The following is a 13,483-nucleotide window of genomic DNA, read 5'->3' as shown; positions in this document are numbered from 1 at the left end:
ATCTTCTGTGATGCAATCGCCACCATTCCAGCTTGCAGGGATGCCTTGCGGTGCCGAGGCGACGTTAAAGTGCCTAGTCAAGAAGCCTTCGATTTATTTCGAAACGGATGATTTAAATAGGGGAGTGTTCCCAAAGATGGCTACGAGCCTGTTTAGTCTTGTGAATTTTGAGCATACCTATCGCTTTATCTTGATCCGTGGCCATAATGGACACACCCACAGAGCTGGGTTGAAGCAGTTGAATCGAACCAGGGCGGGCGAAATGCGGAGAGGGAGCGCGTGAGATGACCAGCGAATTCATTGTCCCAACGGCTGAAGACGAGATCGTCTCCAGCGATCTTTTGGACATGTCGGCAACGGTACTCAAAACCTTGTCGGATCCGGCAAGGCTCCAGATGCTCTGGGCGCTGTCCATGGACGATCTTTCCCTGTCCGATTTGGCTCAGTTGATCGGCGTTAGTCCAACGGTTGCCGGCCAATTGCTATCCAAGCTGCGAGCAGCCGGTGTATTGCAAACGAGGAAGTCCGGCCGCCATGTCATCTACTCGATGCATGACGAGCGATCGCGCGAGTTCATTCGGCAGACCCTGGACTTCGCGAGGCACCGGCTGGATTTGCAGGATCAGCGTCAACAAGCTGAGCAGTAAGCGGCCTTCGAAATCCGAGGCGTAAATGGACGAATAAGGCTACTTCCAGCGACATTGCGAATAAGCCGATAATCTACATTATGTAAAGTAATGGAAATCCACGACTCCCCACGCAGGGTCTCACTGCAGCCATTTGTGCTGGCTGCCCCGTCTATCGAAGCAGGCTCCTTTCATGCCCATCATTCGAAAGTTCGCGGACGCTTCGGCGGGATCTGTGGATCTCAGGTGGTCCTTCGGCGTATCGACCGACAGGCTTTGGCACGCAATGATTGATCGTCAGGCATTGCCACTCTGGCTGGGAACTCACGTCGCTGGAAGCCTTGGCGTGGGTTCTACTGTGCAGATCGAGCATGCGGAAAACTACATCTGCGAAAGCCGGATTGAACAGGTCGAGCCAGCATCCGCCCTCGTGATGTCCTGGAAGTTTCCGGAAGAATCTGTGTCGGAGGTTAGTTTGACTCTGCAGTCGAGCCTCTTCGGAGCTGAACTTGCGCTGAGCCACTCCAAACTCAGCGTTGGCGTCTCGAATTACTTGGCGGGATGGGAAACGCATCTCATGTATCTGGAGGCCGTCCTGCTTGGGGCTCCGCGCTCGATGGATCAATTCTGGGACGTTTATCAGGAGGTATTCGAGAACTAGGGCGCTTTCCTCTTGCCACTCCCCTCGATGTTATTCCAAACGATGATCGATCCGGCTAGAGTACACCGCGCCGGGTCAATGCCGACCTCAAATCCGCAGCGGAAGCAAAGTGATGTGCGTGGATCCCGAGATCGGTCGCCCCGACAAGTTTCCCGGCGGAATCGTCGGTAAAGAGGATCTGGTTTGCACACAGGTGCAGAGCATTGATTACGTGCAGAAATGCTCGTCGGTCTGGCTTCGGATAACCGATTTTTGCTGAATTGAATACTCGGGCGACGTGGGTGGCGATTCCTTGCCGCTTAAGTTCGATGTCAATGGTGTCGCTGCCGTTCGTGAGAATGGCGGTGGTGATACCTGCACGTTGTAGATCGTCGAGTAGCTGCAGCACATCGCGATCTACAACGGGCTCTATGCGACCCCATGCGTTGGCGGCTTCCGTGGATCCAATGCTCTTCCCAATCTCCTTGATCCATGTCAAACGAGATATTTTACCTGTAGTGAGTCCTTCCAGGCGAGCAGGGTCGAAAGCCGCCGCGTTCAAAGTGCCCGATGGCAACCCATATTCCATTTCAACGTCAGCAGTGGCGGCCTCGGGAAAGTTGCGGATCACTCCGTCCAAATCGAAAACTACTGCGTGGATCATGGGGCAATCCTGCCAGATGCAGGCGCATTGGGGCATCTGGGGCCAAGTGCATGCGGTGCCTTTCCTGCAGCGAGGGCCTGCCTAGAAATCTAGCAGGTGCTGCGTCAACCGGGAACTCCATGTTCCAGGGCAGGATGTCGGCGGTATCCCGGGAGCCAGATAGGCTAGTACTTGACCGAGTTCCCGGACTACTCCCCTATCTACCTTCAAGGACAGAAAACACCCTATGTCTCCAAGCGCCCTGTACCGTCTAGTTGCCCGCGCTGAAGCTGTCACATGGACGATGCTGATCATCGCATTGATTTTGAAGTACGTCGTCAAGGTTGGTGATTGGCCTGTATCCATTGCCGGCTTCATCCACGGCTTTGTCTTCCTGACTTATGCAACGATGGCTGTGCTCATTGGCATGAATCAGCGCTGGAGGAAGTCGCTGATCATTGGAGCTGCCGCGACCGCCGTCGTCCCATATCTGACCATTCCTTACGACAAGTGGCTGGAACGCAAGGGAAAGCTGGAAGGTACCTGGCGTACCGAAGCAACCGATCATCCAGATGATCGCAAGTGGACCGACGCGACGATGCGTTGGCTTGTTGCCCGCCCGGCGCTGACCACGGTCCTGCTATTCGTCGTTATTGCCGGTATCTTCTCGGCCATGCTTTTCATTGGCCCTCCAGGTGGCGAGCACTAATCATGGATTCTATGAGGAGCAGGCTGCTTTCGCCTGGGCATCACTGAATGCACTGACTCCTCAATCCAATTTGCCTGGCCCGGTCACTTCCATGTGTTCTTGGCCAGGCAAATTCTGTTTAATCCGGACATAGCAGGGTAAGGCTCGAACTACTTGGTGGTGCGTTGCTTCGGTGCGTAGTGAACCATCACCAACATTCCAATTAGCTCTACCAAGGTCTGGCTAACGACCACGGCAGAAGCTAATTCCAGCTCCGCGGGCAAAGCCAGGGCCAGGGGAAGCACCACCAGAGAATTGCGTGTGACGCCGCTGAAAGTAACTGCCCGCCGCGAGGCGGTGGGCAGCTTGAAGAGTTTCCCCGCGGAGTATCCAAGGACATTCATGATGCAGATAAACAGGGCGAAAACCATAATGGCCAGCCCTAATTGACCCAGGCTTGCGCTCACCGTGAAGATCTGCGAGCCCACCACGCTAAATAGCGTTCCCATCATCAACGGAACCATTAGATAGTCGGCCCAATCCCCGATGGGCTCTGCCCAGGTAAATCGTTTGGCGAGTGCCTGGGTGAGTGCTGCTGCCAGCAGTGGGAGCACGATCAGTCCCAGCAGTGCCCCCAGGAAAGGAGCTGGCACGATCACGTCGATCGCCGAGGGTCCAGCAAATATATAGAGGTATGCCGGCACGAGCAGCATCTGCAAGATCAACAAGAGCGGTGTGGCCGCCAGCAACCGTTGGCTGTCTCCCCCGGCTAAGCCGGTAAAGACGATAACGTAGTCGATGCAGGGCGCTAGCAAGACCAGCAGCACGCCGAAGAGCAGTGCCTGGTCCCCCGCCACTATTCGCGATAGCCCGAAGGCCACGAGCGGCACCACGGCAAAGTTGACCGCGCACAGTGCACCCATGAAGCGAGTGTCCCGGAAGGCCTCCGGAAAACGGGTCAGCGGCATGCCCAGGAAAGTAGCGTAGAGCAGCAATCCAAGGAACGGGTTAACCGAGTTCTCGAGACCCTTGCTTGCGGCAGGCAAGGCCAGGCCGAGAACGCAACCGGCAGTGATCGCGGATAAATAGAGGGCGATCTGGTGCGTTTGCATCCATGCATTGCCAGGCCAGATCTTCATAGGACTAATGCTAGAACAATAGCTGCGGCCACCATGGCCGTGAGCTCATTCGGGCGAGCCTCGACGGCGACCTTCTGTGTCTGAACCGACAACGATCCAGCCAACGCCGAATTACTCACGGACACCGGGGTAAACCTATGATGAGTACATGAAGGATTCTATTCGTAAGTGGCCGCTGTGGATGGCTGTCGACGTTGTTCTCATTGTTCTATTCGCCCTGCTCGGTCGACGTGAACACGAGCATGCCTTGAGCATTGGCGGCATCCTGATGACCGCCCTGCCGTTCTTGGTTGCCTACGTCGTCGTGACCTTGCTGTCCAAGCCTTGGACCACGATCAACAAGCTCTTCCCTGTTGGCGTACTGGTCTGGGTGGTGACCGTAGCAGCGGGCCTTGCGCTTCGCGTTGGCATGGATTCCACTGCGGCACTCCCCTTCATCATCGTCGCGACACTGGTTCTGGGCGCATTCTTGATGGGGCGTCGGCTGGTTACCTCGATGGTGGCTAAGCGGCTAGGTAAATAGCAGGCCGCACCCGTAGGAACCGGCAGCGACGAGACCGCTGGCGAAAGTCCCCAGAATAAACTGTTCGGCGGCGCGATGGTTTTTCAGTTCAGAGAACCGGCCAAGACCCTTGACCGCCAAGACGACGGCAATGCCTTCTGGCCAACCGGCCCAGAGGCTTCCAACGATGGCCGTGCGCTCCAGGAGTCCGATCCACAGCCCGCCTCGAAGCGGTGAAGGGTCGGACTCCTCCTTTTGGAGCTCGAGATCATTCTTCGCAGCAAGCCGGAAAACAAGTTCCGTAAACGGACCGCCGAAACTAATGGCAAAGATGGAACTCAGGACGATCGCGTACACCGGCGAAAGCCCGTTCTGCTCTAACGAAGTTTGAGAAGCAACTGCCAGCAGGGCCGAGAGAATGGCGAACAGGGCAGAGCCCACAACTAGCCAGTCGCGGACACGAGCTCGTTTGCCCATGGCATAGCCAAGGTAGGCAGCTATGCAAGAGACAAACGCCGCCAGGCTCAGACTCCCCCAAGCGATCCAAAGCATTTACTGCTCCTTTAGCATCTTCAGCTGTCGGTTCAGCGATTTGGCAGCTTCATCCATCATTCGGTTCGCCTCAAACCATAGCGCGGCCGACAGACGAGAAGAGACAGCCTGCTGGGTGATTCCTAATTCTTGGGCAATCTGCTGCTGGGTCAGGCCTTCATCGGCCAGAGTGCCAGCTTCCCATGCCGTGGCCCGTCGCTTTGAAACTATGCAGGCAGTCAGCTGGAGCTCGGCTTCCAGGCGGGTGGCTTCATGCGACGGTCCATGAACAGCTAGATGCGCATTGGTGTTCTTTGCCCGCTCAACTGCGACACGAGCATATTCAAAGGCAGGCCCCCGTCCGGCACGGGTTTCTTCGGGCAGTGGCGTTTCAACTTGCCCGAAGCCAATGCCGACACTCCAGTCCCCTGAAGCTGCCATCATCACTGCCAAGCGAATTGCTTCGTTGGCGTTATCCAAGACAGCTTGGACTTCATCGCCGGCGGTTCGCTGGAAGGGGCGAACCACTGGAACGGTAGCATTAGCTTGCTTGACTAGAGCCTCCACCTTGTCTTCGGTGGAACGTGAACGCCGCTGGTCAATGGTCAACACAATCATGGAACAATTGTAAAACTTTGTATCCGAATCTACAAATTAAAATCATTGTACTATGCGAAGCGGGGCGATGCGCCCATGCCTCTCATTCGCTGCTTTTCGACTAGAGTTAATTCCAGATCAGTCGCCTCCTGGCAGGCGACAAGTTAGAACCGAAAGGCACAGTGATGGTCACCGCATTCGTCATGATCCAGACTGCAACGGACAGTATCCCTGAATGCGCTAAGCAGATCTCCGCAATCTCGGGCATCAGCGAAGTCTATTCCGTAGCAGGCGACTGGGACTTGATTGCAATTGCACGAGTCAACAAGCACGAGGACCTCGCCGAAGTCATTGCCAATAAGCTTTCCAAGATTCCAGGCATCCGCGGCACCCAGACCCACATTGCATTCCGCGCATATTCGGAACATGATCTTGAAGCAGCCTTTTCCCTTGGCCTAGGCGACTAAGGACTTTTCAAGAACAAAGCCGGCCTTCGGTTCAGCGATTGTAAAATCGCGAACCAAAGACCGGCTTTGTTGGCATCTGACGGTGCTACGCGCCTACGATCGCCTGGGTCGTTGAGGACCAGGCTTCCAAGGTCGCCTCCGCCGCACCGGAATCGATGGAATGCGCCGCTTTCCCAATCGCCGCCCGCATGCGATCTTCGAAACTGCCTTCAGCAGTATCGCTGTAAGCCACCATTCCGGCAGCCGCGTTCAGGAGGACCGCATCTCGAACGGGTCCGGGAGTCCCGGAGATGACATCTCGTACAACCCCTGCGTTATGTAGTGCATCTCCACCGCGCAGATCATTAAGCGTCGCACGGGCAAATCCCACGTCCTGGGCATCGAACGTGAACTCGGTGACCGTGCCGTTGCGCACTTCCCAGACGCGGTTAGCTGCAGTGGTGGTTAGTTCATCCAGTCCGTCATCCCCGCGGAAGACCAGGCCACGCACGCCACGGCTTGCAAGAACGCCCGCCATGATTGGTGCCATGACCATGTCGGAGCAGCCGATGGCGGATGCGCTGGGCAATGCGGGATTGGTCAAGGGGCCCATGAAGTTGAAAGCGGTTGGTATGCGCAATTGACGGCGTGCTCCGGCAACGTGGCGCATCGAGGGATGGAAGACGTTGGCGAAGCAGAACGCAATCCCAACCTTGTCGTACACCTCTACAAGGCGCTCGATTGGTACCTCCAGGCGGACGCCCAATGCTTCAAGCACGTCGGCGGAACCCGAGGACGAAGAGGATGCGCGGTTGCCGTGTTTAACTATGCTCACGCCGGCGCCAGCGCACACCAGTGTGGCCATCGTTGAGATGTTGACCGTGTTCTGGCGATCGCCACCGGTCCCAACAATGTCCAAAGTTTGTGCATCGATGGTCAAAGGGCGCGCATTGGCGACCATGGAGTCCACCAAGCCGGTCAATTCGGCCACGGTCTCACCCTTGGATCGCAGTGCAACCAGGAACCCGGCAATCTGAACGTCGCTCGCCTCGCCGGACATGATCTCATTCATTGCCCAAGCGGCCTGTTCGCGGCTGAGATCGCCACCGTTGATCAGGGTGGCCAATAGATCTGGCCACGTCGGGAACTTTTCGTTTACAAGGCTCGTTGACACATGGGAAAGCCTATCCAGACACCGGGGCGCTACCCAATTCATGTCGTTAGATGATGTGGCTCAGGTCGCTAAAAATGCCTAGTTTCTGGGGTTAAATACGAAACACTTTCGTTGCATAAATGATTGTTTCGTGAGACTCGCCGGACGAAGCTCTACGAATTGTAGAAAGAGTTTTCTCTGTACTTCCGCATGTTTCCGCGGATGTTGCCAAGATGTGGCGCAACAAACCTCTGCCAACCCGCTTTTGCATTGGTATCTGAGGGGCATTTAGAGACATAATGTCAGTGTGACAACTGCGACTCATGCCCCAAATACGACGGCGCCACATGCGCCGAACCGCCCAAACATGGTGTCGGTGGGAACGATGGTGTGGCTCTCCAGCGAGCTCATGTTCTTCGCCGCCCTCTTCGCCATGTACTTCAGCCTCCGGGCTGCCGCGCCCGAACTATGGGCGACTGAAACTGCCAAGCTCAACGTGCCGTTCGCGCTGGTTAACACCATCATCCTGGTGTCCAGCTCGTTCTCGTGCCAGCTAGGCGTGTTCCGTGCCGAAGAATTCAAGCCTCGCCGTTCCGGTGGGCTTTTCAACTTCAAGGAATGGGGAATGATTGAATGGTTCATTCTTACCTTCATCCTTGGCGCGATCTTCGTTTCGGTTCAGGCCTACGAATACGCTGTCCTCGTTAGCGAGGGCGTGGCATTCGACTCGAACTCCTACGCTTCGGCCTTCTACATTACGACCGGCTTCCACGGCATTCACGTCGCTGGTGGTCTGATTGCATTCTTGCTGATCATTGGTCGTGCGATGCTGGCTAAGAAGTTTGGTCACTTCGAAGCAACCGGCTCCATCGTCGTGTCCTACTACTGGCACTTCGTTGACGTTGTTTGGATCGCCCTGTTCGCGATCATCTACTTCTTGAAGTAGCAACTTAAATTCATTAGTTGCCTCAACAAGAAGTACGGCAACACCACACCAAAGAAACTAAGTGAGGAACCAGCAAGTGAAGGCTCTTTCGAAAAAGCGCCGCCACCCGCTCGCCGCTGTGGCCCTGCTTCTGTTCGGATTGCTGATTACCGGCAGTCTTTACACTGCAGCCGGTAACATCAGCGAAGCGAAGGCAGCTGAGACCACTTCTGCATCGCAGGCCGATGTAGAAGAAGGTCAGAAGCTTTTCGTCGCCAACTGCGCTACTTGCCACGGCATGAATGCCGAAGGCTCTGACTCCGGTCCATCGCTGATCGGCGTTGGCGCGGCTTCTGTTGACTTCCAGGTCGGCACCGGCCGTATGCCGATGCAGATGCAGGGCCCGCAGGCCCAGGTCAAGCCAGTACAGTTCGACGACGAGCAGATCTCCCAGCTGGCAGCGTATGTTGCAAGCCTGGGTGCAGGCCCAGCGATCCCTGATGAGGAATACTTGGATACCACCCAGGGCGACGCCGCCCACGGTGGCACCGTCTTCCGTGTGAACTGCGCAATGTGCCACAACGCGGCTGCTGCCGGTGGCGCGTTGACCCGCGGCAAGTTCGCACCAACCCTGACCGGTGTATCCGAGAAGCACATCTACGAAGCGATGGCTACCGGCCCACAGAACATGCCAGTGTTCAACGACTCGAACATCACCCCAGAAGAGAAGCGTGACGTTATCACCTTCCTGAAGACCATTGAAGCAAATGGTTCCGCTGGCGGTGCAGCCCTGGGCTCCCTGGGTCCAGTTGCTGAAGGCCTGTTCACCTGGACCGCAGGTCTGGGTATCATCATTGCCTTCACCATTTGGTTGACCTCGCGTCCTTCCTAAGGCAAACACGCGGCCTCGGCCGTAACCATCACTACGTACATAAATTCCTAACAGAAGGATGAGAGAGAAACATGGGCGACCATAGTCACGGCAGTCCCGAAAACTCGGGCACCGTTGCTAAGGCTGACGATGTAGCTCAGGATCGATTCCCAGATCCGGGCTTACCACCCCATCGTCCGCGTCTCGCAGACCGCGATCCGCGCGCAGCCAAGCGACATGAGCGTCAAGTAGCGCTCCTATTTACCATCTCCATCATCGGCACGCTCTTCTTCTTCGTGGCCTACTTCGTCCTGGGCCACCTGGGCGAGATGACCTTCGCTGAACTGCGTGTGCAGAACGCTGCACTGGGACTGGGCACCGCTTTCGCGATGCTCGGTATCGGTGTGGGTATTGTTCACTGGGCCAAGACCCTGATGCCGGATCACGAGCTCATGGAAATGCGCCACGAGATCCGCTCGGAAGAAGATCGCCAGGATGCCGTCGAAATCATCGATACCGTGCTCGAAGAGTCCGGCATCAAGCGTCGTCCGCTGATCCGCAATACCCTGATCGGTGCCATCGCCTTGGCGCCAATCCCAGCAATCTTCATGTTCCGCGACCTGGATCGCACCGGTAACACCGCGAACGAGATGATCGATTCCCTGCGCCACACCATGTGGGACAAGGGCATCCGTCTGACCCGCGACCCATCTGGTACCCCGATCAAGGCTTCGGATGTGCAGATCGGTTCCGCATTCCACGTGATCCCAGAAGGCCTCAACGAGACCGAGCACCCGCTGAACGAAAAGGCCAAGGCCGTCGTTCTGCTGATGCGCATGGATCCAGCAGAAATGCAGATCTCCGAGGGACGCGAAACCTGGAACGTCGACGGCATCGTCGCATACTCCAAGATTTGCACCCACGTGGGTTGCCCGATTGCTCTGTACGAGCAGCACACCCACCACTTGCTGTGCCCTTGCCACCAGTCGACCTTCGACCTGACGCAGGAATGCAAGGTCATCTTCGGCCCAGCTGGCCACGCACTGCCACAGCTGCCAATTACCGTGGACTCCGAGGGCTACCTGGTAGCTCAGAGTGACTTCCACGAACCAGTTGGCCCGTCCTACTGGGAGCGTGGTTAATCATGACGACGACTAACGAATACCAGGCATCGACCGCTACCGGTCGCATCGCCAACTTCGTGGATTCCCGCGTCGGCGCTTCGGGCATGGTCAAGGAATTCGGTCGCAAGATCTTCCCGGACCACTGGTCGTTCATGTTCGGCGAAGTGGCAATGTACACCTTCGTACTGCTGCTGCTCTCGGGCACCTTCCTGACCTTCTTCTTCGATCCGTCCATGGCTCACGTCGTCTACGACGGCTCGTACGTACCGATGAAGGGTATCGGCATGTCGACGGCTATGGCCTCGACCATGGATATCTCCTTCGACGTGCGCGGCGGCCTGTTCATGCGACAGGTACACCACTGGTCGGCACTGCTGTTCGTCGCTTCCCTGTCCGTGCACATGCTGCGCGTATTCTTCACCGGCGCATTCCGTCGCCCACGTGAACTGAACTGGGTTGTCGGCGGCGTGCTGCTGATCATGGGTCTTGCTGCCGGCTTCACCGGCTACTCCCTGCCAGATGATCTGCTGTCCGGTAACGGCCTGCGCATTATCGATGGCGTCATGAAGGCACTGCCGATCGTCGGCACCTACCTGTCGATGTTCTTCTTCGGCGGCGAGTTCCCTGGCGATACCGTGATTCCGCGACTGTACTCGTTGCACATCATGATTGTTCCTGCGGTCATCATCTTGCTGATCGTTGTGCACCTGTTCATGGTCGTGACCCACAAGCACACCCAGTACCCTGGCCCAGGCCGCACCAACGACAACGTTGTTGGCTTCCCTGTTGGTCCGGTATACGCAGCCAAGGCCGGTGGATTCTTCTTCATCGTCTTCGGCATCGTGGCATTCATTGCTGGCCTGTTCCAGATCAACCCGGTATGGAACTACGGTCCATATGACCCATCTCCTGTTTCGGCTGGTACCCAGCCGGACTGGTACATCGGTTTCGTCGATGGCGCGCTGCGCTTGATGCCAGGTTACCTGGGCAACTTCAGCTTCGAATGGATCATTCCATTCCCATGGGGCGATAACACCCTGGTGATGTCGGTACTGCTGCCAGCACTGGTTCCTGCAGGCGCACTGTTCGCAGTGATGTTCGCATGGCCGTGGATCGAACGCTGGATCACCAAGGACAACCGCGAGCACCACCTGCTCGACCGTCCACGCAACGCTCCATTCCGAACCGCAGTGGGCGCTGCCGGCGTAGTCTTCTACTGCGTCATGTGGGCTGCTGCTTCCTCGGACTTGATCGCGACCCACTTCCACGTGTCGCTGAACGATGTCACCTACTGGCTGCGTACGCTGTTCTTCCTGGGCCCAATCTTCGCCTTCTGGTTGACTCGCCGTATCTGCCTGTCGCTGCAGCGCAAGGATCGCGAGATCGTCCTGCACGGCCGCGAAGCTGGCATCATCCAGATGTCGCCTGAGGGCGGCTTCTCGGAGAAGCACGAGGAAGTTGACGTCTACAAGCGTTACCTGCTGACCAACTACGTTGATCGCCAGTACATCCCGGCTCAGCCTGACGCAGCAGGACACGTCTCCGGTTCGGAGAAGCGTCGTGCAGCAATCTCGAAGTTCTTCTTCGAAGATCGCGTCGCCCCGGTAACCCCATCGGAGCTGGAAGCTGCTCATGCAGCCCACGGCCACCATGAGGTTGAGGGTGACACGCAGGACTCGATCGCCAAGTAATAGCGACCTGAGTTAGTCACAAAAGGAGGGACACACCTTGCGGTGTGTCCCTCCTTTCGTTAACCCGGCTTTCCCAGGGGTCCCAGTGAGCCTAGCGCCGGTGAGCGCTCCGAAGACGCATGGTGGACGCCCATCGAAATTCCAGTAGCTTAGAACGCCATCTGGCACTGCCGGGTGCTCAGGGTGGAAAGTCCGTTCCTGCTCCCCTAGCCGCGTATCGAGCTGCGCTCCCCAGTGCGGAGAAGAATTGGCCATCCTGTTTGGCACTTCAGTCAGAAATGCCGTTCGGGGCTGAGTGCTACTGCCGGCCTGCAGTGCAGCCATTCTGGATCGGCTGGAATCGAATGCTGCACGCCAATGCCAGTTGCGACTGGCGCAGCTGCCCGGTGTCGTCCCGGGCCGAACCGGAGCGGAGAGCTGCTCAGTGCATTCGTCTTTCCAGCGAAGGCCCTCCAGACTGGGGACGAGCTCAGTTCCGCAATCACGTTCGCCAAGACTTCGAATGCAGCAGTTCAGACTCCCGTTTTGGCGCTCGGCATGGCCGAGCCGATATCCAGAGCGCTCTTCCAAAGGCTGCTCCCCTGCCAGAAAGAATGCCCGGCAGGCACCATGACCTCCAGTCCTGCTTCAGAATCGTTTGAATTGGATGACGGAATAACTCTGGACGCATCGACCGGATGGCAGAATCACGCTGCAAACAAGACTGTGTGATCTAGGGATATATTGGATCTTCGCTACGGCCTATCGCACCAGTGTGGCTGGTTTCCCACTGGACAGGGCGGCTGGAGTGTCCACTTTTCAACTTCCGTCGACATTCCATGTCCTGCTGCCTTGAAGCGGCTTTGAGCTTGCGCCGCGATCTTCTTCCGTGTGCGGGAAACCTGCTTGCTCCTGCTATAGCTCCAAACCGGCGGACCAGGCTGCGGGAGTGCTTATTCAGTAGTTGATGCCCGGAACCATTTTGAACGGCAGATATGGCATCCTTGGGCATGGTTGACGGGTTTGCCTGGTACTTGCCCGTCGAAATCGAAGCAGCCGGCCGCCTGGCCAGGCCAGGCCTAGAAAGTATCGGTGTAGCGAGGCGTGCGTGTGCCCACTCGCTGCAACGGCACGAAGAGCTTGTAGCGGTCTGAGCGGTAGAGCGAAACCGAGTAGTCGGCTAGCCGATCGCCGATGTAGGCATACCGGGTGATCTGCAGGAGCGGGAAGCCTGGTTCTACGCCCAGGAGCACGGCTTGCCGCTTGCTCGCCGCAGTGCTTTCCACCTGGTCCTCACCCCATTCGAGCAAGATGCCATAGCGCTCGTGCAATGCCTGATAGAGCTTTGACGGCGGCTCGCCATCCACAAAGCCAGGCACGAGATCGGCAGGCATATAGTTCTCGTCCAGGCTCATGGGGGTGCCATCGGCCAGCAGCAGGCGCTTGAACTGGACTACGGCAGTACCCTCCTCCACCATCAGCTGCGAAGCCAAGGTGGCGCTGGCTTTGATCTCCGCGAATTCGAGTACATGGGCATCGGGAACCATGCCGCGGCGCATCATATCTTCGGAGTAGGAATGCAGGCGGACACGAAGGTCCAATTTTTCGGGCACGACGAACGTGCCGATTCCCACTACGCGTTTGAGCACTTGTTCATCCACCAAGGCATCGATGGCTTGGCGGATGGTCTTGCGGGCCACGCCGAAGTGCTCTGCCAGCACGCGTTCGGGCGGAAGCTTGTAGCCGGGTTTGCAGGCCTCGCGCGCATGGGTCTTGAGAATCTCTCGGATTTGCCGGTATTTGCTTTGCCGGCTGGCCGGATCAAGGTGCGCCTGGACATGTGGCTGCGGTGCGTGGCGCATGCTGCTTCTCCTTGATCCAAATATCCTGACGGCCTATCGCCATCGAGGAACCCCTATTAAAAGACT

General features: G+C 57.2%; 15 protein-coding genes. 9 read left to right on the top strand and 6 right to left on the bottom strand.

Annotated features, from left to right (window positions below):
• Positions 1 to 284: 284 nt before the first annotated feature.
• Both ACIOU9_RS04980 and ACIOU9_RS04975 read left to right on the top strand, forming a co-directional pair.
• On the top strand, positions 285 to 647 hold the full coding sequence (locus tag ACIOU9_RS04980; protein WP_105659237.1) for a helix-turn-helix transcriptional regulator: 363 nt from the start codon (positions 285 to 287) through the stop codon (positions 645 to 647).
• Positions 648 to 819: 172 nt separating this feature from the next.
• Positions 820 to 1,287 (top strand): SRPBCC domain-containing protein, encoded by a 468-nt coding sequence (locus ACIOU9_RS04975; RefSeq protein WP_105661270.1) that lies wholly within the window; start codon positions 820 to 822, stop codon positions 1,285 to 1,287.
• 55 nt (positions 1,288 to 1,342) lie between these two features.
• Here ACIOU9_RS04975 and ACIOU9_RS04970 read toward each other — a convergent pair whose 3' ends face one another.
• Positions 1,343 to 1,930, bottom strand: a complete 588-nt coding sequence (locus tag ACIOU9_RS04970) for an HAD family hydrolase (protein ID WP_105661271.1) — start codon at positions 1,928 to 1,930, stop codon at positions 1,343 to 1,345.
• 226 nt (positions 1,931 to 2,156) lie between these two features.
• On the opposite strand from ACIOU9_RS04970, the gene ACIOU9_RS04965 reads away from it, so the two are divergent.
• On the top strand, positions 2,157 to 2,618 hold the full coding sequence (locus ACIOU9_RS04965) for a DUF3817 domain-containing protein (protein WP_105661272.1): 462 nt from the start codon (positions 2,157 to 2,159) through the stop codon (positions 2,616 to 2,618).
• 149 nt (positions 2,619 to 2,767) lie between these two features.
• Here the strand turns inward: ACIOU9_RS04965 and ACIOU9_RS04960 are convergent, their stop codons facing one another.
• Positions 2,768 to 3,736, bottom strand: a complete 969-nt coding sequence (locus ACIOU9_RS04960; protein WP_105661273.1) for an arsenic resistance protein — start codon at positions 3,734 to 3,736, stop codon at positions 2,768 to 2,770.
• A gap of 148 nt (positions 3,737 to 3,884) precedes the next feature.
• Here ACIOU9_RS04960 and ACIOU9_RS04955 point away from each other — a divergent pair, with 148 nt between their 5' ends.
• A complete protein-coding gene (locus ACIOU9_RS04955) occupies positions 3,885 to 4,259 on the top strand; it encodes a DUF3054 domain-containing protein (protein WP_105658356.1) in 375 nt (124 codons plus the stop codon).
• Here ACIOU9_RS04955 and ACIOU9_RS04950 read toward each other — a convergent pair.
• Both ACIOU9_RS04950 and ACIOU9_RS04945 read right to left on the bottom strand, forming a co-directional pair.
• Positions 4,248 to 4,790 carry a hypothetical protein gene (locus ACIOU9_RS04950; protein ID WP_402696173.1) on the bottom strand — a complete coding sequence of 181 codons (543 nt, stop codon included), beginning with the start codon at positions 4,788 to 4,790 and terminating at the stop codon, positions 4,248 to 4,250. The two genes, ACIOU9_RS04955 and ACIOU9_RS04950, sit on opposite strands and share 12 nt — an antisense overlap.
• Positions 4,791 to 5,387 carry a sigma factor-like helix-turn-helix DNA-binding protein gene (locus ACIOU9_RS04945; protein ID WP_105661274.1) on the bottom strand — a complete coding sequence of 199 codons (597 nt, stop codon included), beginning with the start codon at positions 5,385 to 5,387 and terminating at the stop codon, positions 4,791 to 4,793.
• A gap of 164 nt (positions 5,388 to 5,551) precedes the next feature.
• On the opposite strand from ACIOU9_RS04945, the gene ACIOU9_RS04940 reads away from it, so the two are divergent.
• A complete protein-coding gene (locus tag ACIOU9_RS04940) occupies positions 5,552 to 5,833 on the top strand; it encodes an Lrp/AsnC family transcriptional regulator (RefSeq protein ID WP_105658354.1) in 282 nt (93 codons plus the stop codon).
• Positions 5,834 to 5,918: 85 nt separating this feature from the next.
• On the opposite strand, the gene trpD is transcribed toward ACIOU9_RS04940, so the two are convergent.
• Positions 5,919 to 6,986, bottom strand: coding sequence for an anthranilate phosphoribosyltransferase (trpD, locus tag ACIOU9_RS04935; protein WP_105661275.1), 1,068 nt, complete (start codon positions 6,984 to 6,986; stop codon positions 5,919 to 5,921).
• Positions 6,987 to 7,272: 286 nt separating this feature from the next.
• Between trpD and ACIOU9_RS04930 the strand changes: the two genes are divergently transcribed.
• From ACIOU9_RS04930 to ACIOU9_RS04915, 4 genes are all read left to right on the top strand, one after another.
• Positions 7,273 to 7,911 (top strand): heme-copper oxidase subunit III, encoded by a 639-nt coding sequence (locus tag ACIOU9_RS04930; protein ID WP_105658353.1) that lies wholly within the window; start codon positions 7,273 to 7,275, stop codon positions 7,909 to 7,911.
• A gap of 76 nt (positions 7,912 to 7,987) precedes the next feature.
• Positions 7,988 to 8,782: a cytochrome c gene (locus ACIOU9_RS04925; protein WP_105658352.1), complete on the top strand. Its 795-nt coding sequence runs from the start codon at positions 7,988 to 7,990 to the stop codon at positions 8,780 to 8,782.
• Positions 8,783 to 8,853: 71 nt separating this feature from the next.
• Complete coding sequence (locus tag ACIOU9_RS04920; RefSeq protein ID WP_105658351.1) at positions 8,854 to 9,903, top strand: ubiquinol-cytochrome c reductase iron-sulfur subunit; 1,050 nt, start codon at positions 8,854 to 8,856, stop codon at positions 9,901 to 9,903.
• A gap of 2 nt (positions 9,904 to 9,905) precedes the next feature.
• Positions 9,906 to 11,576: a ubiquinol-cytochrome c reductase cytochrome b subunit gene (locus tag ACIOU9_RS04915; protein WP_105658350.1), complete on the top strand. Its 1,671-nt coding sequence runs from the start codon at positions 9,906 to 9,908 to the stop codon at positions 11,574 to 11,576.
• A 1,058-nt stretch (positions 11,577 to 12,634) separates the two neighbouring features.
• Here the strand turns inward: ACIOU9_RS04915 and ACIOU9_RS04910 are convergent.
• The gene (locus ACIOU9_RS04910; protein ID WP_105658348.1) at positions 12,635 to 13,417 is read right to left on the bottom strand and encodes a GntR family transcriptional regulator; all 783 of its coding nucleotides are present in this window, start codon (positions 13,415 to 13,417) and stop codon (positions 12,635 to 12,637) included.
• Between the last annotated feature and the right edge of the window lie 66 nt (positions 13,418 to 13,483).

Origin of the sequence: Glutamicibacter sp. NPDC087583 (genome assembly GCF_044743685.1) — a bacterium.
GTDB lineage: Bacteria > Actinomycetota > Actinomycetes > Actinomycetales > Micrococcaceae > Glutamicibacter.
The sequence above is the reverse complement of the archived record's forward strand: the minus strand, read 5'-3'. Positions and strand labels throughout refer to the sequence as shown.

Bases quoted from the DNA above. Each gene is read 5' to 3' on its own strand.
- ACIOU9_RS04965 (WP_105661272.1), top strand. From the start codon at position 2,157: ATGTCTCCAAGCGCCCTGTACCGTCTAGTTGCCCGCGCTGAAGCTGTC.
- ACIOU9_RS04960 (WP_105661273.1), bottom strand. From the start codon at position 3,736: ATGAAGATCTGGCCTGGCAATGCATGGATGCAAACGCACCAGATCGCC.
- ACIOU9_RS04955 (WP_105658356.1), top strand. From the start codon at position 3,885: ATGAAGGATTCTATTCGTAAGTGGCCGCTGTGGATGGCTGTCGACGTT.
- ACIOU9_RS04950 (WP_402696173.1), bottom strand. From the start codon at position 4,790: ATGCTTTGGATCGCTTGGGGGAGTCTGAGCCTGGCGGCGTTTGTCTCT.
- ACIOU9_RS04940 (WP_105658354.1), top strand. From the start codon at position 5,552: ATGGTCACCGCATTCGTCATGATCCAGACTGCAACGGACAGTATCCCT.
- ACIOU9_RS04920 (WP_105658351.1), top strand. From the start codon at position 8,854: ATGGGCGACCATAGTCACGGCAGTCCCGAAAACTCGGGCACCGTTGCT.
- ACIOU9_RS04975 (WP_105661270.1), top strand. From the start codon at position 820: ATGCCCATCATTCGAAAGTTCGCGGACGCTTCGGCGGGATCTGTGGAT.
- ACIOU9_RS04915 (WP_105658350.1), top strand. From the start codon at position 9,906: ATGACGACGACTAACGAATACCAGGCATCGACCGCTACCGGTCGCATC.
- ACIOU9_RS04910 (WP_105658348.1), bottom strand. From the start codon at position 13,417: ATGCGCCACGCACCGCAGCCACATGTCCAGGCGCACCTTGATCCGGCC.
- ACIOU9_RS04980 (WP_105659237.1), top strand. From the start codon at position 285: ATGACCAGCGAATTCATTGTCCCAACGGCTGAAGACGAGATCGTCTCC.
- ACIOU9_RS04970 (WP_105661271.1), bottom strand. From the start codon at position 1,930: ATGATCCACGCAGTAGTTTTCGATTTGGACGGAGTGATCCGCAACTTT.
- ACIOU9_RS04945 (WP_105661274.1), bottom strand. From the start codon at position 5,387: ATGATTGTGTTGACCATTGACCAGCGGCGTTCACGTTCCACCGAAGAC.